Here is a 23,706-nt window from a genome sequence, read left to right on the forward strand (position 1 = left end):
AATATTTATTGTTTGTTACATTCCGATTTCTATCTCTACACCTTGCCATCCGTCGATATTGGGCTGGAATCCGGAGCCGTTGACAATGGGCTTGGGGATGGGCAGACCTTCGTCGATGTCGATGGTGATGCGCTCGGTCTTTTCCTCTTCTTCCTCCGCCTTGGCGTTGTGAATCTGCTCCGTGACATCTATGGTGTAATACCATTTGCTGTTATCAGCCAGCACGGCATAGATGGTGAGCATGTGCTGATTGTGGATGCCTTCTGCATGGTGGGGACAGTGTCCGAAGATGTGGAAGCGCATGCGCAGCGTAGTGTCGTCAATGCGTTGGCAAGTGAACGACTGTGTAGCACTGCCCTCCAGCAGTTCGCCCGTAGCGACCTTGACGCCTGGTGCCAGTCCCGAAAGGGCTCCGCCTATCTGGCCGGTGTATTGCAGGTTGGGCACGTTGCGGATGTCTATCTCCACCGTCTCTATTCGCGAAGAAGGAGTCACTGTCGTCGTTGACGGCTCGTCAGCAATAACCTTCACTGGCTCGCCTGCTCCTGCCCATAGTGGGTCGGGTTCCAGAATGACGGGCTCGTCCTCTGTGCCTAATGCCCTGGGCATTGCACCGCGAGAGATTATCTGGGCGCCCTCCTCGATGCTCGACAGGCGGGTGTAGGCTTCCAACGTCTGCCATGATGCCATGTTACGATAGAGAATGGTCTCTGTGTCGTAGTTGTAGGCAACGGCGCGATAGGCTCCGAACATGAGGTTCGCTGTGCCTCCCTTGGTTCCGGAGAAGTCGTAGCGCTCGGGCTCCTTGGCCTGTAACTCGTCGTAGAAGAGGACGGTCATGCCTTGCGGTTTGGCCTCTGGGGCCTCTTGCCAGTCGAAGAGCACCTGTACGGTGTTCCAACTGTTCTCATCGTAGTACAAGTCGCGCAACTTGGCCTCGCAAGAGCAGAGAACGACGACGGACATCAGCATCAGGATGTGACGATACTTCATCGCTCGCCTCCTTTCTTCTTGGGCCCGAAGAGATGCCATACAAGCGCCACCTCCAATTTAGTAGGGCCTATGTAGTGTCTTACCTTGTCGGCTTTCCACACGAAGCGCTCGAAGACGTCATTCACGACGTCATATTCCTTATATTTACCTCCGACATAGCCCAGTCCCAGGGAGAAGTCGAAGCTGATTTCCGGACTGACAGGCACCGAGTAGCCCAGTGCTACACCTGCGCCCCAGTTGGCTTTCGCCTGCTGTCCCTCGTCACCGAACAGGAAGTCGTAACGATAGACGGCTGCATAGGGTCCGATATGAAACCCGCGATGCATCAGCTGGTTGGTGTCCTTTCCGAACCAGTAGTTCACCCCTATATCACCTGTCACAACACGAATATTCTTGTGCCATGGCCATCCCTCCAGCCATCCGTAAGTGCCGCTGGCAGCTATGGTAAACTGGTTACCAACGGCAATCTCGATGCCAATATTTGGCATGAGAGCTACGTCGTAGAGAAGGTTTGATTTGGCCGATAAGCGTATGGGACTGTTGAATGTCTGGGCATTCACCATCATCGGTAGAAAAAACAGAAGTCCCACCAAGCCCCAGGTTATTAGTGTTTTATGAATAGGGGCATAATGCCTTTTTTTGTTCCTAACAATGTAGGTTTTTGTATTCATTAACATATATCGACGGCAAATATAAACATAATTCCTATGACAACCAAACTTTTTAACTAAAAAATACCATTTTTTGTCGAAAAATCTGGGAAAAGGACCATATTATCCATCTCAGTGGCGATTTCTCACCTCTCACTACTCACCTCTATTTTAAAATACTTGTCTTACCATTCTTAATGACGAGGCCCTTGGCACTGCGAGCGTCAATCTCGTGACCTTGCAGGTCGTAGTAATGATTCAGAAGAAGAATAATTCAGTTATTATAACTCATTGTAAATATTTTTTCATTAAGTAAAAGCACCGCGCTGTGAAGCGCGGTGCTTTTAAATTTGTGCTTGTGTTAGGATTATTTTGTAGTAATGACTATGACTCCTGTTTTCAGTCCGTCGCCGTTGGCTGTCAGACGGAGCGCTGAAGGCTCGCGGCTACTCTGTATCAGCACCTGTGCCAGACCATTGAAGGCAGGGATGCTGAATGCCCGGCAGTCTTTGTCTTTGGGATGATCCTCGCCCATGTACTGCGGGTCGCCGTTGCCTGCGCCAATGATGCGGCCGTTGCCTTCCAGCGTGAAATTCAGCGTGTTGCAGGCGTCGGGCACCAGTCGGCCGTTCTGGTCGTGCAGCTCAATGGTCACCACACTCACATCCCTGCCGTCGGCAGTAATCATCTGGCGGTCGGTTTTCATCACAATCTTCGCTGCAGGCTTGGTGGTCTCTATCTTCTCGGTCAGTATGCGCTTGCCGTTTTTATAGCCCACGGCTACCACCTTGCCGGGCTGATAGATGGCCTTCCACTTCAGGTGTCCGCCCAGGGGCATCGGCTGGCGACCCAGTTTTTTGCCGTTCACCGTCAGTTCCACTTCGTCGCAGTTGCTGTAGGCCCACACTTCCACTTCCTCGCCCTCATGGCCCTGCAGGTTCCAATGGGGGAAGATGTGCAGCACGGGTTCGTCGGTCCACCATGATTTCAGGTAGTAAGCCTCGTCCTTGGGGAATCCGCAATAGTCCAGAATGCCGAATTCCGAGTCGTGAGCGGGATAGCTGAGCGGGTTGGGCTCGCCCCGATAGTCGAAGCCTGTCCAGTAGAACAGTCCTGCAGCCCAGGGGCGTTCGTCGTAGAATTTCCATCCGCGCTCAATGATATTCTCATAGTTTTGTTCCATCGTGCGGTTCAGGCTTACCATCCTGCCGGGATATTTCTCGTCTTTGAAATACCAGCCTCGCGTGCCGCAGCCGGTGGTCTCTTCCGTGCCCACAATCTTCCATGTGGGATTATTCTTCTTGCGGTTGTCCACATCGTTCTGCACGATATAGTTGAATCCCACCACGTCGAGTCCCTTTATCATCTCCCCACCGCCGGCATTGGCTATGGTAGAGTGGCGCGTGGGGTCGAGCAGGCGGGTATATTCGCGCATGGCAGCAGCTATGCGGGTTCCCTGCACGGTGTTCTCCATGCCCCATTCCTCGTTACCGTCGCTCCACAGAATGACGCTCGGGTGATTGCGGTCGCGCTTGATCATTCGCTCCAGCAGCCGCAGATGCTCCTCGTTGATGCCAGTCAGTCGGTTCTCGTCAATCACGAGTATGCCCTCGCGGTCGCAGACATCCAGCAGGGCAGGTGTCATCGGGTTGTGCGAGGCACGGTAGGCGTTGCACCCTATCTTCTTCAGCTGTCTGATGCGCCACGCCTGCAGTGCATCGGGGATGGCGGCTCCCACGCCGGCATGGTCCTGATGCAGATTCACGCCCTTCAGTTTCAGCGGCTGGCCATTCAGCAGGAATCCGCGGTCGGCATCGAACTCAATGTCACGTATGCCCGTGATGGTTTCATACACGTCGGTCACGCGCCCGTCCACCTTCACCGTGGTCTCCACCTTATATAGATAGGGGTCGGCGGGGCTCCACAGGTGAGGGGCGTTTAAGTTCATAGTTGAGAGTTGAGAGTTGAGAGTTTGCTTTGCCTTCAGCGTTACCGTTGAGGGGGCCGACTTGGCCACCTCCCGTCCATCGGCATCCAGCAGCCGGTGGCTTACCTCACATTGTAGCGTGGTGAGCGAGTGGTTGTTCACCTCGGTCTCCACATGGATGACGGCCTTGTCGTAGGGCTGCTTCAGGTCGGCATACACGAATGTGCCAAAGGGCGCCACGCCTACGGCTGCCGTCTTCACCAGCCACACATCTCGATAGATGCCAGCTCCCTCATAGAACCACCCCTCTTCGAGCGTGGCGTCGGCACGCACGCATATCAGATTGTCGCCGCCATAGTTCACATACTCCGTCACGTCATACACTTGCGTGGCATAGCCGCTGGGTTCCGAGCCCATGTAAAAGCCATTGAACCACACCTGCGCATTGCGGAAAATGCCGTCGAACTGCAGGGCGATATGCTTGCCAAGGTCACTGGCAGGGATATTTATCATCTTCCGGTACCATCCCACACTTGTTTCGGGATATTTATAGCCCACGGTCTTGTAGCCATGTGAGTGGCTTGCCCCGTTGGCGTAGGGTAGGGTGGTCACCCAGTCGTGCGGTATCCTTATCTCCTGCCATGCCGAATCATCGAACTTTGCCACATACGGTCCCTCGTTGTGTATCGAGTTGGCCTTCGTCAGGTAGTTGAAATACTCCGTGCCGCAGCCGAAGTCTTTCTTCGGGTCGGCAGCGTTGCCCAGTGCAAACTTCCACCCCTCGTCGAGTCTGACAGTTTCACGCACATTCTGTGCGTTCATGCATGCAATGGCCATCCAGACCATCAAGATTGTCCATCTTCTCATTTCCGTAACATTTTATTTTATTAAACGATAGGCAATCACGTCGTGGGCCTTGACGGTCAGCTTGCGGTCCGTCTTGCTCTTCCTGTTGGTCTTGCCCTCCATCTTGTGCGTCCACAGGTTGTACACTTTATACACCACGGCATCGAAGTTGGTACTCAGCTTGCTCACCTGCGTGTCCGTCAGGTTGAAGTCCTGCCAGTTCAATTCGCAGGCAATGTCCTTTTTCGTGGGGTTGAGGATTGTGAAAGCCCAGTCGCCACCGGCCAGAGGCTTAAACCAGAACTGCAGGCCGCCGCGGTCGCAGTAGTGCAGACCCTGAATGCCCAGCGTGTCCTGGTCGATGGCTATCATTTCCTTGTTCATGATGATGTTGCGCGTGGCCTCGCTCATCGAGCGCAGGTCGTTGCCCAGTATCAGTGGACTGGCCATCATGCACCACATGGTGAAGTGGGCGCGGTCCTCGTTCTCGGTCATGCCGTTACCTACTTCCAGCATGTCGGGGTCGTTCCAGTAGCCACGGCCGGCATACTGTCGCAGCGAGTCGTTCAGCTGTATGCACTGCATCACGCCGAACTGGCTGTAGCCTGGGAAGACGCGCAGCGAGTCGAAACTGCACCAGATGTCGGGCGTCGTGCGCCACGAGTGGCCTATCTCCCTTGCCCATTTCCACGGGTGGCTGCTGCCCCATTCGCACATGCTCAGGAAGATGGGTCGTCCGGCCGAGCGCAGCGCGTCGCTGATCAGCTGGTAGGCTCCCTCGGGATTCACGTTCGTGGTGTTGCACCAGTCGTATTTCAGGTAGTCCACCCCCCATCGTGCATACTGGATGGCATCCTGATACTCGTGGCCAAGCGAGCCCGGCATGCCGGCACACGTTTCCGTTCCCGCATCGCTGTAGATGCCCAGCTTCAGCCCGCGACTGTGCACATAGTCGGCCACTGCCTTCATGCCGTTGGGAAACTTCTTCGCGTCCGCCTGTATAAAGCCGTCGGCATCGCGCTTCCCGTGCCAGCAGTCGTCGATATTAATATAAGTATAGCCCGCATCGCGCAAGCCTGTCTCCACCATCGCGTCAGCAATCCCCTTGATAATGTCCTCCGTGATGTTGCCCTGAAACTTGTTCCATGTACTCCATCCCATCTGCGGCGTGTCGGCCAGATGTTCCCATTTCTGTGCCTTTACAGGCAATGCCGTCAGGGCGAGCATGCCGCCCACGATGGCCATTCTGCTAATAAACTTTTTCATTATTCGTCTTTTGGTTACATAATTGTACATTATTTATGATTGTATATTTTGTCTCGTATTTCGGTATCGTCTGTTTTCCGTTACAAATATACACCTTTTTTTTAAATTGCCAATACTCTTATGTGTTATTTCCGTTCTTGCGTGTCATAATTTTCCAGTGCATATTCCTGAATGTTTTTTTCTGACGCCCTTATGTGTCTAATTATTCTTGATGACTTTCACATGTCCAATCAACATTAGAATAAATGAAGGCTGCCGATAGGCATACACCTGTATTTCACACCCCGCAATTTGAAGATAAAACCAGTGGCCGATGGGGGAAATAAACGAAGGGCGCAATCACTGCGCCCTTCATTCTGATCAACTATTACTAACTAACTACTAACCATGTATGATTTATAAAGCTTTTTTGTGTTAGTATTTTACGTCTTCGCGAGAGAGTACGAAGTCGCAATTGAAAGCATCTTTCCACCATGAGATGGAGGCACTGCTGTGTGACTGGTCGTTGAAGGCGGCCGAAGCGGGGTCGTTGGTGCGCCCGTAGTCGTACCACGGCATGAAGAACAGCCACTTGGCTCCTGCTTTCCACTGGCTTGAGATGGTGGCCACGTTGCCGCACTCAGTGAGCGCAGCCATCTTGTCGGGGCACTGGTCGGCAAGGAACTTATAGTCGAGGCGATAGCATTGGCCTGCATCGTTCTGATTATAGACATCCATCCCCACGATGTCGACATACTCGTCGCCGGGGTACCAGTCGAATCCCTTGCTGTAGGGCTCGTTCCAGGCTGCTGCGGGGGTGAACACCCAGATGAGGTTGTTGATGCCGGCATCGGCAAAGCGCTCGTACATGACCTGCCACAGCCGACGGCAGGCAGCAGCGTCTATGCCCCACCAGAACCAGCGGCCGCCAGCCTCGTGGAGCGGGCGCCAGATGACGGGGATGCCCTTGGCCTGCAGTGCCTTGAGACAGATGCCCACCTGGTCGATATCCTTGATCATGCGCTTGTACTCGGACGAGTTCTCGTCGGTAATCTTACGGACGTCGAATCTGGTCTTGTCGGGCTCGCTGCCATAGTAGAACGACCAGTCGCTGCCGTTGTTGGCCGGCACGTTCCAGTGCCACATGATGGATACGATGCCGCCGGCGTTGTGCCAGTCTTCGACCACCTTGATGTTGGAATAGTCAATCCAGCCGCCTGGCTGTGAGAAGGGCAGGTGGATGAGGTCGAAGCAGTTGATGGCGGGCCATTTGCCCGTATGCTTGTACACCCACTGGGCCTCGTTGGTGTTCCAGTTCACGTTGGCGCAGGCCGCCGAGAGTGTCTTGGTGCCGTAGATGCTTTTCAGGTAATCGAACAGCTTTTCGGTCTCGGGCGAACGCTTGCTGTCGGCTACAGGTGGCTCTTCTTCGGGATTTTGGGGCTCTTCGGGCGTTACAGGTGTTACGGGCCTTTCGTCGAACTCATCCTCGTTCTTCGAGCAGGACGTTCCTGCCATGACGAGGGCTATTGCTATCAGATATTTCAGTTTCATGATGTTTCTGCTTATTTTACGGTTGTTTCATCTCTCGTGAGGATGATGTTGGAATGGAGGAAATTTTTCCAGAACTCGGGTGTGTTGTTGCTGCCAAACACGAAGGGAACGGTCCAGGGGGCGGCATAAAGCCAAATGGCACCATCGGCAAGCATCCGTCCGGCATCGGGCATGCAGTCGCACTCGGCCAGCGCCAGCATTTTGTTGGGATACTTTGACTTCAGCACGTCGTACTGTTCCTTGTAGGAGTCGTGACTGGTGCCGATGCGGTATTGGTCGCGTGCCACGATATCTACATGCGCGTCGCCGGGATACCAGTCATCGTCGTCGAGTTCGGATGTCCACACATAGATAAGGTTATGCACACCATGGCTCATCAGGTAGTCCTGCATGTATAGGTAGAGCTGCCTGAAGACCTCGGCACCGTCGCTGCCCCACCAGAACCAGGCTGTTCCGCCGCGGTTGCTGTTGCCGGCTGCCTCATGGAGCGGGCGCCAGATGATGGGGATGCCCTGACGCTGATAGTGCAACAGCAGACGGGTGACGGTGCTCAGGTCGAGCAGCAGCTGTCGGTTCTCGGGGGTTCCCTGCTGCAGTGCCTTACGGGGCGAGAAGGTGGTGCCCCGCTTCTGCGGTCCGGCAGCCGACGGCAGATAGAATGAATAGCCCTGCTGGGGGCCGCAACCGGGATCGACCGGTACGCTCCAATGCCAGATGAATCCGACGATGCCACCGGCCCTGTGCCACTGCAGGGCGGTATCGGCCATGTAGTCGATGTCAGGGTGACGGAAGTGCTGGAAGTCGAAGATGTTAAGGGCTGGATATTTGCCAGCGGCATTGAATATCTCCTCGGCATCGGTGGTGTTGTAGTCCCAGCGGGCCTGGCATCCGGCGATGACCTTGCGGCCCCACGCCTTCACATTGTAAAGGAATATGTGGCTATGCATCATGGCGAGATTTATGTCGAAGACAACCATCCACAAGGAAGCGTATTTTTTGTTAATATACCGATGAAGCAATCTGCCGCTCCATCAGTATCTGAAAACGAAGCATACGAGGAAAAAGTGGCTCCGTTGTCTGTCCCTGCAAGCCAAACGGAAAAAATGACTACCATCCTCATTGTTGAAGACAACCAGGACTTCCGCATGTTCCTCGAACGCTGTCTCAACGACCAGTATCACGTGCTCACTGCCGGTAATGGCATTGAGGCGCTCAAGGTATTGGACAGCAACGATGTGAGCATTGTCATCAGTGATATTATGATGCCGGAGATGAACGGTCTGGAACTCTGTAACCGTATCAAGACCGACGTCAACTACTCCCACATCCCGGTAATCATGCTCACCGCCAAATCTACCGAAGACAATATTATCACAGGTCTGAAAGACGGTGCCGACGACTATATCACAAAACCTTTCAATCTGAACATCCTGAAGCTCCGCATACAGAAAATCCTGGAGTGGAAGGCCGACAACCACCGTAACTTTGCCAAGGGCATTGAGATAGCCCCGAGCGAGATCACCGTAAGTTCGATTGACGAGCAGCTGATAGAAAAAGCCATAAAGATTGTGGAGGAAAAAATGGGCGATACCGATTTCACCGTTGAGGAGTTTGGTGCGACTATTGGTATGACGCGAGGTCATCTTTACAAAAAGCTGATGGCCATTACGGGTAAGTCGCCAATTGAATTCATCCGGGCAATCCGCATCAAGCGCGGCCGCTCACTTTTGGAACAAGGGCGAACCAATATCTCAGAAGTTGCCTACACCGTAGGCTTCTCGCCCAAGCAGTTCAGCAAGTTCTTCCGCGAAGAGTACGGCTGTCTGCCCTCCGAGTTCATCAAGAAGTGATAATTCTCTATTGTGTCATTCTGCAGCCTGGATGTACTTTAATACATTTCCTTATCGTTTACGCGTGTTCGTAAATACCTGGCATACAATGGGGTTAAGATTTGAGGAAGAAAAGAAAAAAGAAGTGGTGTAACAGCCAACCGAGAAGGTTGCCGAGGAGAACACCGATGGTGTCTGCCCAGAAATCAAGCCATTCACCGCTCCGCGTGGTGGTGCAGTAGGCTTGTCCTAACTCTACGAGACCACCCAGGAGAATCATGCCCAAACATGCCCATAGCAGGAGCTTGGAGGCATTTAGCTTCTGGTGAGTGCGCAGGTATTCCCACCAGATGACGCTGGTGGTGCCTCCATACATGACGAAATGGGTCCACTTATCAATAAAGGCAACGTCGTCAAGAGGTGTCTCGGGAAAGAAGGGGGTGAAGGAGAGCAGTGCAATCAGTGCCAGACAGAGCAGTGATAGAGGGTATTTTCTTACGATATGAGCCATTTTTTGCATATTTACTTAAAAAACGATGCAAAAGTAAGATTTATTTTATAATTTTGCAAGCGTTAAGAAGGGTAATATGAGTGATAGAGCAAATTTTGGTTCCAAGTTAGGGGTGATTCTGGCAACGGCAGGCTCAGCTGTCGGACTAGGGAACGTGTGGCGCTTCCCCTATATGGCTGGAGAGAACGGCGGTGCCGTGTTCATCATCATTTATGTAGCTTGCGTGCTTCTGCTGGGCATCCCCTGTATGATTAGCGAATTTATCGTAGGTCGCCACGGCAGGGCTAATACGGCGCGGTCGTTCCAGACACTGGCGAATGGCAAGCCCTGGGCTTTGATAGGCTATATGGGTGTGCTGACAGGATTCCTGATAACAGGCTATTATGCAGTGGTCAGCGGATGGTGTCTGCAGTATGTGTGGGCCTCGCTGATAGGGCATCTGCAGGGTGACCCGCAGTATTTCAAGACGTACTTTATTGAGTTGTCGTCCGACCCTGTGAAACCTGTTTTCTGGACCGTTGTCATCTTGGTGATGACCTATCTGATCATTGAAAACGGTGTACGCAACGGTATTGAACGGGCATCGAAGATGATGATGCCTACCTTGTTTGTCCTGTTGCTGATCATCGTGGGCGCATCGTGTATGCTCCCCAATGCCTACAAGGGCATCGAGTTCCTGTTCAAGCCTGACTTCTCAAAGATCAATAGTGACGTTTTCCTGAGTGCACTGGGGCAGTCGTTCTATTCGATGAGTATTGCGATGGGATGCCTGTGTACCTATGCCAGCTATTTCTCGAAGGAGACCAACCTGACGAAGGCTGCCTCGCAGATAGCGATCATCGACTGTCTGGTGGCCATCCTGGCAGGTCTCATGATTTTCCCCGCAGCATTCTCCGTAGGCGTGGAACCCGACAGTGGTCCATCACTCATCTTCATCACGCTGCCTAACGTGTTCCAGCAGGCCTTCAGTGGAATGCCTGTCATGGGGTATATCATCTCGCTGCTGTTCTTCGTGTTGTTGTCATTGGCTGCCCTGACGTCGCTGATGTCGCTGCATGAGGTGTCGACGGCCTTCTTCCAGGAGGAGCTTCACACCACGCGTAAGCGGGCAGCCCTGATAGTGACGGTGTCAACAGCCATCATCGGTGCTTTCTGCTCTTTGTCGCTGGGTGCCTATGATGGGTTGACCTTCTATGGCGAGGCGCTGTTCGACTGGTTCGACTTCGTGACAGGTCAGATATTCTTACCTGTCGTAGGTTTCCTGACATGTATCTTCATCGGTTGGTTTGTGCCCCATAAGATTGTACGTGATGAGTTCAGTAACTGGGGAGAGTTGAAGGACTATGTCCGATACTTCCACCGATATCTGTTCCTTATTAAATATGTCTGTCCGTTGGCCATTCTGCTGATTTTCTTGCATCAGCTCGGGATTTTATAAATTAGTAATTAGTAATGAGTAATTAGTAATGAGTAATTATGATATGTTTAAGCACAGAGATAAAAAAGGATGTAGAGTGTCTACTACTTACTCATTAAAAATATGAAGGAGCGAGGTAATTTTGGAAGTAAGCTGGGTATTGTGCTGGCTACTGCTGGCTCAGCCGTCGGATTAGGTAATATCTGGCGTTTTCCCTATATGACAGGAGAGAACGGTGGTGCTGCCTTCATCCTGTTCTATATCGGTTGTATCTTCGTGCTGGGACTGCCTGGGATGATTAGTGAGTTTATTGTGGGACGCCATGCGCAGACCAATGCTGCTCGCGCTTACGACACCTTGTCGAACGGAAAACCGTGGAAGTTAGTCGGCTATCTGGGTATCCTCACTTCCACTATTATCCTTGGATTCTATGCCGTGGTGGCTGGCTGGTGCCTGCAATACGTGTACGCGGCAATGGCTGGAAAACTGGTGGGCGATGCAGCATTTGTGAAGACCTATTTCGTGACTTTCTCCAGTCATCCGCTGAGGCCTGTGCTATGTGGCGTCGCTTTTGTGCTGATAACCCATATCGTCATCGTGAATGGTGTGCAGAAGGGTATTGAGCGAGCCTCGAAATGGCTGATGCCCATCCTATTCGTTTTATTACTGGTGCTGGTGACAGCCTCCTGTGCGCTGCCTGGCAGCATGGAGGGCGTTCGCTTCCTATTACAGCCCGACTTCTCGAAACTGAGTAACAAGGTGATGCTTGACGCCCTGGGACAGGCGTTTTTCTCGCTGTCGCTGGGTACAGCCTGCCTGTGTACCTATGCGAGTTATTTCACGAAGGAGACCAACCTGTTGCGCTCTGCCGGTCAGATTGTGATGCTCGACACGATGATAGCCATCTTTGCGGGGCTCATGATATTCCCCGCAGCCTTCTCGGTAGGCATTAGCCCCGACAGTGGTCCTTCGCTCATCTTCATCACGCTGCCTAACGTGTTCCAGCAGGCCTTTGTCGGGATGCCGCAGGTAGGGTGGGTGATTAGTGTGATGTTCTATGCCCTGCTGGTGTTTGCTGCCCTGACTTCTACCATCTCGATGCATGAGATAGGTACAGCCTTCTTTACGGAGGAGTTCCACCTGAGAAGGCGCCATGCAGCATGGGTCATCACGATTTTGGCATCTGCACTGTGCTTGTTTTGCTCATGGTCGGTAGGTGCTTTCGACATCCAATTGCTGGGTTATTCGCTGATGGACTTCTGTGACCTGCTGACTGCCAATTTCATGCTACCGCTGGGCGGCATGCTGGCCTGCCTTTTTGTGGGATGGTATATCCCGCGCCAGTTGGTCTATGACGAATTTACCAACGGTGGACAATGTAACAAGTGGTTCTTCCTGACATTCCTCTTTGCTGTGCGCTATATCTGTCCGCTGGCGATTACGCTGGTGTTCCTGCATCAGTTGGGGTGGATATAGGGCTGATGGGGCTAATAGGTTATGAATAGGAACGATAGGAAAATTGCTCTTGCTGCGATTGGTGTGGCACTTGCGGCTTTGGGAGGCATCTGGCTAGCCGGTTCGGAGGATGAGGCCTTACCCACAACCGTTGTCGCTAGCGACACCCTGCGTACCATGACTGGGCATCACCGTCCTGTTGTCAAGGAAGGTCCACTTCCCGTCCGTCATGTCGAGACCTTTCCCTTTGATCCCAATACGGCAGACAGTTCTCAGCTTATCCGACTGGGACTGCAGTCGTGGCAAGTGCGTAACATTTACAAATACCGGGCACGAGGGGGTGTATACCGAAAGAAGGAAGATTTTGCGCGTCTTTATGGACTTACGGTCAAAGACTATCATCGACTGGAACCCTATATCCGCATCAGCAGTGACTACCAGCCGGCAGCAACGCTGGTGGGGGGTAAGGCTAATGGGGCTAATGGGGCCAATGGGACTAATGGGGTTTATCCTAGGAAGATTGACAGCACCCAACATGTCGTGCTGAATACGGCTGATACGACGACTTTACGCCAGGTGCCGGGCATCGGCATCTATTTTGCCAAAGAGATTGTACGCTACGGGCAGCGCCTTGGTGGCTATGTCAGTGTCGACCAGTTGGACGAAATAGCGGATTTTCCACAGGCGTCGAAGAAATACTTTGTTGTCCAGCAAGCCCATCCGAAAAAGTTGAATGTGAACCAGCTCACCCTTCAGCAGCTGCGTCGCCATCCTTATATCAACTATTATCAGGCCCGTGCAATCAAGGAATATTGTAGACTGCACGGTCCTCTGAAAAGCCTGGATGACCTCCGGCTGTCACGTGACTTTCCGCCAGAAGTCATTCAGCGCCTGGCTCCCTATGTCACGTTCTGACAGACGTATCTCTTCTTTCTTATTTGTTAGTCAACTGTTTGACGGGGAACGTGAAGTAAGTGTCGGGGAAAGGCTCGTCCTTCAGCGTGAAGTGCCACCACTCGGTAGGCAACGCCTTGAAACCGTGGCGGAGCATGGCCTGACGAAGGATCATACGGTTCTTGAACTGCTCAGCAGTGATGGAGCGTCCCACAGGGCTCTTATGGTTGTCGCCAGTGTACTCGCCTGTTTCAGGATTGCCGCAGAAGTCAGGATGACTCTCAGGACCAAACCAGTCGAAGGTGCCACCCATGTCAAGTTCTTTCTCTGTCTTCATGTCGAAAAGGGTGAGGTCGATGGTGGATCCACGGGTATGACCGCTCTTTTCCATGATATATTCCTGGTCGAACAATACGCTCTTGTCAAGGTCAGGATAGAAATAAGCCTTCATGCGCGTATCAGGGATATCCGCAGCCCAACGGACGAAATGGTCGACGGCCTTCTGCGGGCGATAGGCATCGTAGATCTTCAGACGGTAACCTTGTCTGATGACGTCGTCACTCACTGCGCGGAGACTGTCAGCAGCCTGCTTGGTCAACAGTGCGGTAGCTTCCAGGTATCCATCGATGCGGTCACCTACGAAATTGTAAGTACCGAAATAACGGATTTCCAAAATAGCGTCGGGCACTATGTCGGTTAGTGTTACAAACTGGCTGGTGTCGTTAGTGGGAGTGGTGATTGTGTCGCTCTTGCCTTTGTTGTTTTGGCAGGCCATGAGGACGATTCCGCAGATTAGGTAAAGTAATTTCTTCGTCATAAGTATTTTTTAAGAAAAAAAGGGGTGCTGCAAGAAGCAGTACCCCTATTGCTTTTTAAGCTTTGTACCCAGACCCGGGCTCGAACCGGGATGGGTTGCCCCACTGGTGTTTGAGACCAGCGCGTCTACCGATTCCGCCATCTGGGCTTCAAAAGCGGGTGCAAAGATACGAATAAGTGAGCAAAAAACAAAATAAAATCCTATTTTTTTATAAAATAATGTATTTTTCTTGTTTAATCGCGAGAATAGTCGTACCTTAGTAGTCGAATTTGAAGCATATTAATAAAATACTATGGAAATAAATAAAAAGAACTATTGTGTGATACTGGCTGGAGGCCGGGGCAAACGGCTGTGGCCATGTAGTCGTGACCAATATCCCAAGCAATTTATCGATTTCTTTGGAACCGGGCGTACGCAGTTGCAGACGACCTATGATCGTTTTGTTAAGCAAATGCCCCAGGAGAATATATATATATGTACGTGCAAGGAATTCCTGCCCTTGATTAAAGAACAATTACCAGACGTCGACGAGCGTAAGATATTGGTAGAACCTATCAATCGCAGTACTGCACCTAGTGTGGCATGGGCTACGATGCGTATTCTGCGTTGTGACCCGGAGGCCAATGTCATTATAACGCCTGCAGATCACCTGGTGATGAATGAACAGTCGTATGCTGACAGCCTAGCTGTAGGTATCAGTTATGTCTCAGAGAACGACGTGTTGCTGGTCATGGGTGTGAAGCCAACGCGCCCCGAGCCAGGCTATGGTTACATCCAACTGGGTGACCTGAGCTGTAAGCCTGACGTCTTCAAGGTCAAGTCGTTTACAGAGAAACCGGAGCGCGAGTTTGCCAAGATGTTCATGGAGAGTGGCGAGTTCTATTGGAACACGGGCGTGTTCATCTCCAATGCCCAGCATCTTATCAGGAGTTTTGAGGATATCTTCCCCAGTGTGCTACGTAATTTGAAGGTGGAGATTCCTAATTACACCTATGAGGAAGAACTTGCCTATGTGACGGAGCGTTACTCCATCTATCCGCATTTGTCCATAGACTATGCTATTCTAGAGCATAGTCGCAATGTCTATGTGATGAAGTGTGACTTCGGATGGGCTGATCTGGGCACATGGCATGCCATTTATGAATGTATGAGCCAGGGAGCAGGCGATAATGTGGTCGTCGACTCGAATGTCATGATAGAAGACTCGCACAACAATGTCATCAAATTGCCCAAGGGTAAACTAGGCGTTATTAACGGTCTTGATGGCTATATCGTGGCTGAGGAAGGTAACGTCTTGCTTATCTGTAAGAAAAGTGACTCGTCAGCATTGGTGCGTAAGTATGTCAACGAGGTGCAAATCAAATACGGGGATGACTTTGTGTAATTATAATCCATCATAATAATGATCATAGGACTTGATGCGAAGCGTATAGTACGCAATGGAACGGGACTGGGCAGCTATGGACGAACGTTAGTCAATGACCTTATCAGGATGGGTGACAGTCATTTGTCCTTGCGCCTTTATGCACCCGACGAGGGACGTGATGAGCTTCGCGGACAGATTATAGGAGATGGTAATGTGCAGTTCTGTTATCCCACGGGTCATCCATCATCATTGCGGAAGACATGGTGGCGTTCCCGCAGTGTTGTAGACGACCTGGTGGAAGACGGGGTAGACCTCTATCATGGATTGTCGGGTGAATTGCCTATGGGACTCCGAAAGAAGCATATCCGCAGTGTGGTGACCATTCACGACCTCATCTTCATGCGTCATCCAGAATACTATCAGTGGCTGGACACCAGAATCTATGAGTGGAAGTTCCGTCATGCCCTGCGTGAGGCAGACCGTATCATTGCAATCAGTGAGCGTACCCGGCAGGATATTATTGAACTGGGCGGAGAAGCGTATGCCGACCGTATATCACTTATTTACCAGAGCTTTGCCCCCCGATTTTCTGCGGAGGTAAAAGCGGAGCGCAAGGCGCAGGTTAAAGAACGTTACAAGTTGCCTCAGCGCTATGTACTAAATGTGGGTACCATGGAACGACGCAAGAACTTGGCTCTGGTCGCTGAAGCAGTGGAACTGCTGCCGCAGGACATCCATCTGGTGGCGGTAGGACGACAGACAGACTATGTCAAGGAACTGCCTCATGGCGACCGTATCCACCTGTTGAGCGGTGTCCCCGACAGTGATCTGGCAGCCATCTATTCAATGGCTGAGGCTTTTGCCTATCCATCGCGCTATGAGGGTTTTGGCATCCCTATTATCGAGGCAATAGCCGTTGGATTGCCTGTGGTGGCATGTACAGGTTCCTGTCTGGAAGAAGCTGGTGGTCCGCATAGCTTGTATGTGGATCCCGACAATGTCATTGAGATGGCTGAGGCGTTAAAGATGTCTCTGAGAGGTGCACGAGGGCGTGATGAGCGTATTCGTAAGAGTCGTGAGTATATCCGGCGCTTTGAGGGCAATGATGTAGCCAGGCAGGTTGCCCAGCTTTACCAATCCTTATTATAAGGCGTACCGAAGCTGTACTAACATGTCGGCCATGGAAGAACGGTCTACCTGCTGTAGTCCGCTACTGATAAAGCTACGGTCGAAGTAGTTGGTGACCATCATTTTTGCTGCTAATGTCAGTCGCTTGCCCAACTCGGCTTTCGCCATGAGTGTATAATGGATACCCTGTCCGTAATACATGGTAGAGGTATGGTCATAAAGGACTGATTTCTCAAAATAGTAGATGCGGCTATTATAATCATCGGTGTTAAACCATCCGAAGTTGGCATCGATTTGCAGTCGGCGCCCTTTCCATGCCGCCTCCTCGCAGAGCATTATCCCTTTCTGGTTTCCTTGTTCGGTCGCTTTGCTGACAGCATTCGCCTGGGTGCGTAGTGTCAGCTTGGGAGCCACTGTGTAGCTCCAGTTCAGTCGCACTTGGTGGTCGGTACGGTTGATCAACCGATCCTTGTCGGCGTTGTCTTGTTGGCGTAGATGCAGTCGGTAGCGACCTTCCAAACTCCATTTCTGTTGGCTGTATTTTGTCGTAACCATGGCATCAAAGGCATCGCTTGGCGCGCTGATACGATAGCGAGGCCAGCTGAAGTGCGCATAGTCAGCATATCCCTGGATGAGCCATGAACGAGCTGGTTGCCAGTTGATGCCCAGGTAGATACCATGTTCGTTTTGTACACTACCTCCCTCGCAGAAGCTATAGGCATGAAGGGCTGTATAGCTTTTGTCAAAATAGCGGTGGATAGCTGTCAGCTTGATTTGTTCACTGACCACGTAGCTTAGCGAATGGATGGCTGCGATGGCTCCATCGCGGTTGATAGCGGTCTCTCCGGCGAAGCTCATGCGGTAGTTGTTGTATCCATAGTCTAGACTGAAATTGGAGAGATCACTGCCTTCTATCGCATAGCGTCGGTAGAGCGTGTTCTCTTTGTCGGGTGACAGTCGACGGTCCAGATGGGTATATATGCCGTTGGCGTTGATATATAACATTCCCTTTCGCCATCCGAGGGAAAAGCCCAGGTCAGTCTCATGGGTGTTGTACTTCTTGTCCATCTCAGTGGGGGTGCGGTGATAACCATTATTCACCAGTGTGCGTGCTGTGCCGTTTTCATTCAGAGTGGCATCTACGGGGCGGTAGGAGGCGAATGCGGTCAGTTTGAATTGCTTTGACAGGCTTACGGTGGCTGCAGCGCCTTGCAGATATCCTACTACTGAGCGGGAGGTGTGAGCTGTTAGTAGCTTGCTATTACGTCCCATCGATTGTAGGGTTGCCAGTTTTCCCAGATGAAAACCGGTGTTCATGATCAGTCCCATACCCATCTGTACCCGATATAGGCCTAGGTTCAATGCCTCGAGCTTCCCGATGTTACGCAACTGGAAATAGTAACTGTAGTGGTCATATCCCATGGTATTACGATTAGCAAAGAAAGGTTCACCGGCATCCTGTGCAGCTGTTATTCCAAACTTGATGCGGTTGTTGTAATTGAACTGATAGCGCAGGTCGTGGCGCATCCGATAGCCCATGTATCCATTACGGTCGCCTCTGCGTTCGTAGAATGGTATTTTGGCCGTAGCCATGAAAGTGTGTTTTCCGTATTTCGCCACATCGCTTAGTTTAGGCCATACCCTGGCAGGACGCTCTTTTCCAATCATCACGTAGTGGGTGAGCTGCTGACAGGTTTGGTAGTCCAGCTCGGGAATCATTTTCAGTTCATTGAGTGAGCGTATGGGACCATAGCGGTCAAGATATTCCATGATGCCTTCCACCTGCTGTGCTGATAGGAACGGGAGCTGTTCCAGCTGTTCACGGGTAATCTGGTTCAGATTAATCTTATTAATGGACAAGTCTTCCAACAGTTCCATATTGGTGTTGTCCCCCATATCTTCCGGTGTGGTCCATTCCTGCATGTCCTCTTGCCAATCGGGCTCCTGGGCAAATGACGAGAGGGCATAAAGAGCCAAAAGAAGCATCAAAATACGTTTCATAGTACAAAGGTATAAAAAATAATCTTAATAGTCGGCAATTTACTCTCAACTTTTTCGTACTTTTGCAGCGTGAAAAGATTCATATGCTTGGCTTTTGGCTTCTGGCTTCTGTCCCTGAGCATGATGGCACAGGACAAGAAACGACAAGAGGTGGACATGGACAGTCCCACCTTTGTGCCTACTGTGAAGGTTGGTAAAGTGCTGGAAGGAGGAGACAGCATCCAGTATATGGAGATGAACAACGTCTATGTCTTTCCACCTGTCACATTCAGCAGTAAGCGTCAGCAAAATGCCTATATGCGACTTGTTAAGAACGTGAAGACCGTGTTGCCCATAGCCAAGGAGGCGCGTCTGATAATGATGGAGACAGCAGAATACTTGGAGACACTACCTAGCAAGGAGGCACGTGAAGAACATATGAAACGTGTGGAGAAGAGTATCATGAAAGAGTACAAGCCACGTATGAAGAAGCTGACCTACTCGCAGGGAAAACTGCTTATCAAGCTTATCTACCGTGAGAGTAACTCGTCAGGATACGAGCTTATCCAGGCCTTCCTCGGACCCATGCGTGCTGGCTTCTATCAAGCTTTTGCCTGGGCTTTTGGCGCTTCGTTGAAGAAACAATATGATCCCGAGGGCATTGACCGGCTTACGGAACGTGTCGTGCTGATGGTGGAGGCAGGGCAGTTATAAGTGAAAAGTGATAAGTGAAGGATTAGTTTTCACTAAAAATAAGTTGTACTAATGTTTGACCAACGGCTTGCAGCGTATTCTTGTCGATATGCTGCATGTCGTCATTGACCGTATGCCATGTAGGACCGAAGCTGCTTTGCCGGCAGTCTGGGTAGTAGTTGATGATGTCAATACAGGGGATGCCAGCTTTCTCGTTGACGGGGATATGGTCGTCAGTAACACCGCCTCCCGAATCGTTGACGAACAGGCTTCCGTAGCCTGCGGCACCAGCAGCCTGCCATACCTTCTCAACGACACTACGGGCATACTGCATGGAGAACGCCTCGCGGTAGAACTTGGCACCCTGTCCGCCAACCATGTCCAAAAGGATACCATATTGATAACTTTTGGCAGTTGCTTTCTGGCAGTTGGCTGACCAGTATTGTGCTCCTAAAGCCCATGAGTCGCCATCCACCTCGTTACTCCACTGTGGTATGCCCCAGTCTTCAGCATCGAAGCAGATGAAGTCGACTGCCACACGGGCGGAGTCGTTTTGTTGTAAAAGACGGGCAAGTTCCAACATGACCGCTACTCCTGACGCACCGTCATTGGCTGCCATGACTGGTTTGCGCCAGTTGGCTGAGTCAGGGTCATTGTCAGCCCAAGGACGACTGTCCCAATGGGCACAGATGAGGATACGTGGCGACTGTACCTTGGTCGACTTTGCGATGATGTTGGTACTTTTGAGAATGGTGCCATCGTAACCTCTCAAGTCTGCTTTTTGCAGTTCTATCTGATAACCGTACTGTTGGAACTGTTGGGTTATCCACTGTCCACACAGCTCATGAGCCTCGCTGTTCATCGTGCGAGGACCGAAGTTACACTGGGCCGCACAGAAAGCATAGGCAGAATCGGCATTAAACTGGATAGAGACCGTCGTTGGGTTGCTTGTCTGCTTCTTGGTCGTGCTGCATGCTAGTGTGCAGAGTGCGCAGATGGTATAAAATAGGAGTTGTTTCATCATTGTTTGGCTTCTTGTACTTGTTGCATGACACGCAGGAAGTTTCCGCCCCATATTTTCTGGATGTCCTGTTCACTGTATTGACGGGCAAGTAGCTGACGGGTAAAGAGTATCAGTTCCGAGGAGTTGGCCAATCCAAGGATACCACCGTCACCATCGAAATCAGTACCCAGTCCTACGTGGTCGATACCCATCACCTCAATGGCGTGTTCCAGATGGTGCATGGCATCTTCGATAGTGGCAATGCCATCTTTTACCAGGAAACCGTTATACAGCGTTACTTGCATGACACCACCTTTAGCGGCCAGGGCTTTCATTTGGTCGTCGGTCAGGTTGCGGGGGTGATCACATAATGCGCGACAACTGCTGTGACTGCATACGATGGGCAGTTTGCTTAGTTCCAAGGCATCATAGAAACTCTTCTCTGCTGCGTGGCTGAGGTCTACCATGATGCCCAACCGATTCATCTCGCTGATGACCTGTCGGCCAAAGTCACTCACACCATTGTGTGTATGACTGCCACGTGCGGAGTCGCAGATATCGTTGTCGCCATTGTGGCAAAGTGTCATATAGACGATGCCGCGCTGGGCAAAATGGCGGAGGTTCTCGATCTTGCCGTCCAGAGCATGGCCGTTCTCAATGCCCAACATGATGCTCTTCTTGCCCAGGTGCTTGTTCATCCACAAATCATTGGGGGTACGTGCCAGTCCAACGTACTGACTGCCTTCCTTGACGATATCTTCTATCTTGTCGAAAATATTGTCGGCATACGCTGTAGGATGATCAGTGGGCTGGGGCAGGTATGCCACCATAATGGTGGCGTCCTGATGGCCTTCTGTCATCTTATGGAGGTCAACGAGAATCTTGGGGTCACGGTGCATGAAGTTAACCTGCTGTGGAAAGAACATCGGTGTGTCGCAGTGCGTATCGAGTGTTAGGATGCGACCATGCACGTCGCACGTCTTTCGGTATTGGTCAGCCTCTTGAATGAGCCACTGGAAGATAGGCAAGCCATCCTCTAAGCATTCTGGATGCCACTGAACACCTAGGACGCTCTTATACTCGGTACTCTCAATTGCCTCAATGATACCGTCAGTCGATTTGGCAATAACACGGAAGCGGTTGCCTGTCTCGCCAACAGCCTGGTGATGGAATGAGTTGACGAACAATCTTAGTGGTGAGCAGTCTGATGGGTAGATATGGGCAAGGATAGAGTCCGCTTCTACCAAGACGCTATGTGTCGGTTCAGAACGGTCGGCATCCTGTGAATGCTTGACTACTGCCGTTTTGGTGATGTCTTGTGTTACTTTGCCGCCTAGTGCCATTGCTAGCGTCTGGATGCCGCGACAAATGCCCAAGATGGGGATCTGACGATTATAGGCCAGCTGGGTAATGAGCAGTTCTGGCAGGTCGCGTTCTTGACAGACGCCTCCTAAGGATGTTACAGGTTCTTCTCCGGCATACAGAGGGTTATAGTCGGCACCACCGCTAAGCAGTAGTCCGTCAATATGCTCCAAGGTATTGATGATACTGTCCGTATCAGCCAAAGGGGGGATGATGACGGGAACTCCACCAGCCCTGCATACTGACTTATAATAGGTCTCTGCCAATTTACAGGTCATCTCACCATAGTTGCCTGTGATGCCGATGACGGGTTTATGCGTTGCCTCAGGAAAAGAGGTATAGGGCTTCGCTAGTTGCGACTTCCAGTCAAAACATTTGCTCATGAACTTATTCGTCGAAGGTTACGGGAATCTCACGCTTGATACTTTGCTCTAGTGAGATGAGTGTCTCGGTGGCCACTACTCCGGGAATGTCCTGAAGACGCCCGTTCAGTAGGTGCATCAATTGCTCGTTGTCACGTGCATACAGCTTGACCAACATGGTATAGGGACCCGTTGTGAAGTGGCATTCTACGACCTCGGGGATATGATGTAGACATTCTACCACGTCTTTGTACATAGAACCACGCTCCAAGGTGATGCCCACGTAGGTGCAGGTGCTGTAGCCTAAGCTCTTGGGATTCACATCGAATCCGCTGCCCATGATGACACCACCTTCAATGAGGTGCTGTACACGCTGGTGAATGGCTGCTCGTGAAACATTGCATTCTGCAGCAACATCCTTGAATGGGATGCGGGCATTCTTTGATAGAATGTTTAGGATTTTTTTGTCGAGGTTGTCAATTTTCTCCATACCTTTTGTGATTGTTTTTGGTTTGTTACTTTACAATTTGTAAGCAAAAGTACGTAATCTTATTGAAATGTGCAATTTTTTAGGAGAAAAATGTCTAAAAAAAGTGTTTTTCGCGTGTTTTTCTGTCTGTTTCTTATGTTTTTTTCTGAATAAGTGTCAAACCATCGCGCAAAGGTACGATGACTTGTTCGACGCGTGTGTCGTGTAGGACATAGTCGTTGAATGTCTCGATACCTCTTGTCTGTGGATCGCGGTCGTATTGATGGTCTATGACATGGCCATCCCATAGCGTGTTGTCGGCCAGGATGAAGCCGCCTTTGCGAACGACGGAGAGCGCCATCTCGTATGTCTCCTTATAGGTGCGCTTGTCACCATCGATAAAGGCCATGTCGAAGGTGATGCCCAGTTTAGGAGCTTCCGTCACTGCATCGCCAATGATAAAACGTATCTTGTCAGCAACGGGCGACTGTTCTATCCACGGACGGGTAAAATCCTCCTGCTCGTCATTGATCTCAAAGGTGTAGACCATTCCTCCGTCTTCCAAACCTTCAGCCATACAGATAGCAGAGTAGCCACTGAATGTGCCCACCTCTAGGATGTTTTTCGGACGTATCATCTGCACCAACATCTTCAGCAGACGTCCTTGGAGATGACCGGAAGCCATGCGTCCGTGGAGCATGTGGATGTTGGTGGCTCGCCATAGCTGGTATAGATAGTCAGGCTCCGGTGACGAGTGTTGCTCTATGTACTCTTCTACAGACACTAGGCTATTAATGCTTCAATGGCCAGGCGATAGGAGTCCAGTCCGAAACCGCAGATGACACCTTTGCAGGCTGATGAGATGAAGGAGTGATGGCGGAATTCCTCCCGCTGATGAACGTTGGAGATGTGTACTTCAATGACGGGTGTCTTCAACGAACGGATACAGTCGTGCAGGGCAACGGACGTGTGGGTATAGGCTCCTGCGTTTAGAACAATACCGTCATAGCTGAACCCCACCTGTTGCATCTTGTTGATGAGTTCGCCTTCCACGTTACTCTGGTAATACTCCATATCCACCTGGGGGTATCTTGCCTGTAGCTGAGGCAGGTACTGGTCAAAGGATGATGAACCATAGATACCTGGCTCGCGTGTGCCCAACAGGTTTAAATTAGGACCATTGACAATCAGAATTTTCATAATTC

General features: G+C 51.2%; 21 protein-coding genes and 1 tRNA gene. 7 read left to right on the forward strand and 15 right to left on the reverse strand.

Annotation, left to right across the window (positions count from 1 at the left end; all coding sequences use genetic code 11):
- Positions 1-15 precede the first annotated feature (15 nt).
- From BLU47_RS11050 to BLU47_RS11075, 6 genes are all read right to left on the reverse strand, one after another.
- Positions 16-993: a DUF5119 domain-containing protein gene (locus BLU47_RS11050; RefSeq protein WP_176780559.1), complete on the reverse strand. Its 978-nt coding sequence runs from the start codon at positions 991-993 to the stop codon at positions 16-18.
- Positions 990-1,583 (reverse strand): DUF3575 domain-containing protein, encoded by a 594-nt coding sequence (locus BLU47_RS11055; protein ID WP_176780560.1) that lies wholly within the window; start codon positions 1,581-1,583, stop codon positions 990-992. The genes BLU47_RS11050 and BLU47_RS11055 overlap by 4 nt, the downstream gene beginning before the upstream one ends.
- A gap of 427 nt (positions 1,584-2,010) precedes the next feature.
- On the reverse strand, positions 2,011-4,437 hold the full coding sequence (galA, locus tag BLU47_RS11060) for a beta-galactosidase GalA (RefSeq protein WP_091962526.1): 2,427 nt from the start codon (positions 4,435-4,437) through the stop codon (positions 2,011-2,013).
- A 12-nt stretch (positions 4,438-4,449) separates the two neighbouring features.
- Positions 4,450-5,661 (reverse strand): glycoside hydrolase family 27 protein, encoded by a 1,212-nt coding sequence (locus tag BLU47_RS11065; RefSeq protein ID WP_091962529.1) that lies wholly within the window; start codon positions 5,659-5,661, stop codon positions 4,450-4,452.
- Between the two features lie 435 nt (positions 5,662-6,096).
- Positions 6,097-7,215 carry a glycosyl hydrolase gene (locus tag BLU47_RS11070; protein ID WP_091962530.1) on the reverse strand — a complete coding sequence of 373 codons (1,119 nt, stop codon included), beginning with the start codon at positions 7,213-7,215 and terminating at the stop codon, positions 6,097-6,099.
- 11 nt (positions 7,216-7,226) lie between these two features.
- The gene (locus BLU47_RS11075) at positions 7,227-8,192 is read right to left on the reverse strand and encodes a glycosyl hydrolase (RefSeq protein ID WP_091962533.1); all 966 of its coding nucleotides are present in this window, start codon (positions 8,190-8,192) and stop codon (positions 7,227-7,229) included.
- A 33-nt stretch (positions 8,193-8,225) separates the two neighbouring features.
- Between BLU47_RS11075 and BLU47_RS11080 the strand changes: the two genes are divergently transcribed.
- Positions 8,226-9,065 carry a response regulator gene (locus BLU47_RS11080; protein WP_176780561.1) on the forward strand — a complete coding sequence of 280 codons (840 nt, stop codon included), beginning with the start codon at positions 8,226-8,228 and terminating at the stop codon, positions 9,063-9,065.
- Positions 9,066-9,159: 94 nt separating this feature from the next.
- Here the strand turns inward: BLU47_RS11080 and BLU47_RS11085 are convergent, their stop codons facing one another.
- The gene (locus tag BLU47_RS11085; protein ID WP_255402168.1) at positions 9,160-9,555 is read right to left on the reverse strand and encodes a VanZ family protein; all 396 of its coding nucleotides are present in this window, start codon (positions 9,553-9,555) and stop codon (positions 9,160-9,162) included.
- Between the two features lie 76 nt (positions 9,556-9,631).
- On the opposite strand from BLU47_RS11085, the gene BLU47_RS11090 reads away from it, so the two are divergent.
- The 3 genes from BLU47_RS11090 (at position 9,632) to BLU47_RS11100 (ending at position 13,342) form a co-directional block, all read left to right on the forward strand.
- The gene (locus BLU47_RS11090) at positions 9,632-10,993 is read left to right on the forward strand and encodes a sodium-dependent transporter (RefSeq protein WP_091962541.1); all 1,362 of its coding nucleotides are present in this window, start codon (positions 9,632-9,634) and stop codon (positions 10,991-10,993) included.
- Between the two features lie 102 nt (positions 10,994-11,095).
- Positions 11,096-12,448 (forward strand): sodium-dependent transporter, encoded by a 1,353-nt coding sequence (locus BLU47_RS11095; protein WP_091962543.1) that lies wholly within the window; start codon positions 11,096-11,098, stop codon positions 12,446-12,448.
- 21 nt (positions 12,449-12,469) lie between these two features.
- The gene (locus tag BLU47_RS11100) at positions 12,470-13,342 is read left to right on the forward strand and encodes a ComEA family DNA-binding protein (protein WP_091962546.1); all 873 of its coding nucleotides are present in this window, start codon (positions 12,470-12,472) and stop codon (positions 13,340-13,342) included.
- A 19-nt stretch (positions 13,343-13,361) separates the two neighbouring features.
- On the opposite strand, the gene BLU47_RS11105 is transcribed toward BLU47_RS11100, so the two are convergent.
- On the reverse strand, positions 13,362-14,138 hold the full coding sequence (locus tag BLU47_RS11105; RefSeq protein WP_091962548.1) for a M15 family metallopeptidase: 777 nt from the start codon (positions 14,136-14,138) through the stop codon (positions 13,362-13,364).
- Positions 14,139-14,203: 65 nt separating this feature from the next.
- Positions 14,204-14,285 (reverse strand) — tRNA-Leu (locus BLU47_RS11110).
- A 145-nt stretch (positions 14,286-14,430) separates the two neighbouring features.
- Between BLU47_RS11110 and BLU47_RS11115 the strand changes: the two genes are divergently transcribed.
- Both BLU47_RS11115 and BLU47_RS11120 read left to right on the forward strand, forming a co-directional pair.
- Positions 14,431-15,522, forward strand: coding sequence for a mannose-1-phosphate guanylyltransferase (locus BLU47_RS11115; protein ID WP_091962551.1), 1,092 nt, complete (start codon positions 14,431-14,433; stop codon positions 15,520-15,522).
- A gap of 18 nt (positions 15,523-15,540) precedes the next feature.
- Positions 15,541-16,653 (forward strand): glycosyltransferase family 4 protein, encoded by a 1,113-nt coding sequence (locus BLU47_RS11120; protein WP_091962553.1) that lies wholly within the window; start codon positions 15,541-15,543, stop codon positions 16,651-16,653.
- Here BLU47_RS11120 and BLU47_RS11125 read toward each other — a convergent pair.
- Positions 16,648-18,633: a helix-hairpin-helix domain-containing protein gene (locus BLU47_RS11125; protein WP_091962555.1), complete on the reverse strand. Its 1,986-nt coding sequence runs from the start codon at positions 18,631-18,633 to the stop codon at positions 16,648-16,650. The two genes, BLU47_RS11120 and BLU47_RS11125, sit on opposite strands and share 6 nt — an antisense overlap.
- A 120-nt stretch (positions 18,634-18,753) precedes the next feature.
- Between BLU47_RS11125 and BLU47_RS11130 the strand changes: the two genes are divergently transcribed.
- On the forward strand, positions 18,754-19,326 hold the full coding sequence (locus BLU47_RS11130; protein WP_255402171.1) for a DUF4294 domain-containing protein: 573 nt from the start codon (positions 18,754-18,756) through the stop codon (positions 19,324-19,326).
- 22 nt (positions 19,327-19,348) lie between these two features.
- Here BLU47_RS11130 and BLU47_RS11135 read toward each other — a convergent pair whose 3' ends face one another.
- From BLU47_RS11135 to aroQ, 5 genes are all read right to left on the reverse strand, one after another.
- The gene (locus BLU47_RS11135; protein ID WP_369796982.1) at positions 19,349-20,329 is read right to left on the reverse strand and encodes a M28 family peptidase; all 981 of its coding nucleotides are present in this window, start codon (positions 20,327-20,329) and stop codon (positions 19,349-19,351) included.
- A complete protein-coding gene (locus tag BLU47_RS11140) occupies positions 20,326-22,053 on the reverse strand; it encodes a membrane dipeptidase (RefSeq protein ID WP_091962557.1) in 1,728 nt (575 codons plus the stop codon). The genes BLU47_RS11135 and BLU47_RS11140 overlap by 4 nt, the downstream gene beginning before the upstream one ends.
- A gap of 4 nt (positions 22,054-22,057) precedes the next feature.
- On the reverse strand, positions 22,058-22,522 hold the full coding sequence (locus BLU47_RS11145) for an Lrp/AsnC family transcriptional regulator (RefSeq protein ID WP_091962560.1): 465 nt from the start codon (positions 22,520-22,522) through the stop codon (positions 22,058-22,060).
- Positions 22,523-22,655: 133 nt separating this feature from the next.
- Positions 22,656-23,285 carry an O-methyltransferase gene (locus tag BLU47_RS11150; protein ID WP_091962562.1) on the reverse strand — a complete coding sequence of 210 codons (630 nt, stop codon included), beginning with the start codon at positions 23,283-23,285 and terminating at the stop codon, positions 22,656-22,658.
- The gene (aroQ, locus tag BLU47_RS11155) at positions 23,285-23,701 is read right to left on the reverse strand and encodes a type II 3-dehydroquinate dehydratase (RefSeq protein ID WP_091962565.1); all 417 of its coding nucleotides are present in this window, start codon (positions 23,699-23,701) and stop codon (positions 23,285-23,287) included. The genes BLU47_RS11150 and aroQ overlap by 1 nt, the downstream gene beginning before the upstream one ends.
- Positions 23,702-23,706: the final 5 nt, after the last annotated feature.

Origin of the sequence: Prevotella sp. tc2-28, assembly GCF_900107705.1 — a bacterium.
Lineage (GTDB): Bacteria > Bacteroidota > Bacteroidia > Bacteroidales > Bacteroidaceae > Prevotella.

What these genes read in the sequence shown, in the direction of transcription:
- BLU47_RS11085 (WP_255402168.1), bottom strand. Translation starts at nt 9,555, where the DNA reads ATGGCTCATATCGTAAGAAAATACCCTCTATCACTGCTCTGTCTGGCA.
- BLU47_RS11075 (WP_091962533.1), bottom strand. Translation starts at nt 8,192, where the DNA reads ATGGTTGTCTTCGACATAAATCTCGCCATGATGCATAGCCACATATTC.
- BLU47_RS11050 (WP_176780559.1), bottom strand. Translation starts at nt 993, where the DNA reads ATGAAGTATCGTCACATCCTGATGCTGATGTCCGTCGTCGTTCTCTGC.
- BLU47_RS11095 (WP_091962543.1), top strand. Translation starts at nt 11,096, where the DNA reads ATGAAGGAGCGAGGTAATTTTGGAAGTAAGCTGGGTATTGTGCTGGCT.
- BLU47_RS11080 (WP_176780561.1), top strand. Translation starts at nt 8,226, where the DNA reads ATGAAGCAATCTGCCGCTCCATCAGTATCTGAAAACGAAGCATACGAG.
- aroQ (WP_091962565.1), bottom strand. Translation starts at nt 23,701, where the DNA reads ATGAAAATTCTGATTGTCAATGGTCCTAATTTAAACCTGTTGGGCACA.
- galA (WP_091962526.1), bottom strand. Translation starts at nt 4,437, where the DNA reads ATGAGAAGATGGACAATCTTGATGGTCTGGATGGCCATTGCATGCATG.
- BLU47_RS11120 (WP_091962553.1), top strand. Translation starts at nt 15,541, where the DNA reads ATGATCATAGGACTTGATGCGAAGCGTATAGTACGCAATGGAACGGGA.
- BLU47_RS11140 (WP_091962557.1), bottom strand. Translation starts at nt 22,053, where the DNA reads ATGAGCAAATGTTTTGACTGGAAGTCGCAACTAGCGAAGCCCTATACC.
- BLU47_RS11105 (WP_091962548.1), bottom strand. Translation starts at nt 14,138, where the DNA reads ATGACGAAGAAATTACTTTACCTAATCTGCGGAATCGTCCTCATGGCC.
- BLU47_RS11065 (WP_091962529.1), bottom strand. Translation starts at nt 5,661, where the DNA reads ATGGCCATCGTGGGCGGCATGCTCGCCCTGACGGCATTGCCTGTAAAG.
- BLU47_RS11115 (WP_091962551.1), top strand. Translation starts at nt 14,431, where the DNA reads ATGGAAATAAATAAAAAGAACTATTGTGTGATACTGGCTGGAGGCCGG.
- BLU47_RS11145 (WP_091962560.1), bottom strand. Translation starts at nt 22,522, where the DNA reads ATGGAGAAAATTGACAACCTCGACAAAAAAATCCTAAACATTCTATCA.
- BLU47_RS11125 (WP_091962555.1), bottom strand. Translation starts at nt 18,633, where the DNA reads ATGAAACGTATTTTGATGCTTCTTTTGGCTCTTTATGCCCTCTCGTCA.
- BLU47_RS11130 (WP_255402171.1), top strand. Translation starts at nt 18,754, where the DNA reads ATGATGGCACAGGACAAGAAACGACAAGAGGTGGACATGGACAGTCCC.
- BLU47_RS11090 (WP_091962541.1), top strand. Translation starts at nt 9,632, where the DNA reads ATGAGTGATAGAGCAAATTTTGGTTCCAAGTTAGGGGTGATTCTGGCA.
- BLU47_RS11070 (WP_091962530.1), bottom strand. Translation starts at nt 7,215, where the DNA reads ATGAAACTGAAATATCTGATAGCAATAGCCCTCGTCATGGCAGGAACG.
- BLU47_RS11135 (WP_369796982.1), bottom strand. Translation starts at nt 20,329, where the DNA reads ATGATGAAACAACTCCTATTTTATACCATCTGCGCACTCTGCACACTA.
- BLU47_RS11100 (WP_091962546.1), top strand. Translation starts at nt 12,470, where the DNA reads ATGAATAGGAACGATAGGAAAATTGCTCTTGCTGCGATTGGTGTGGCA.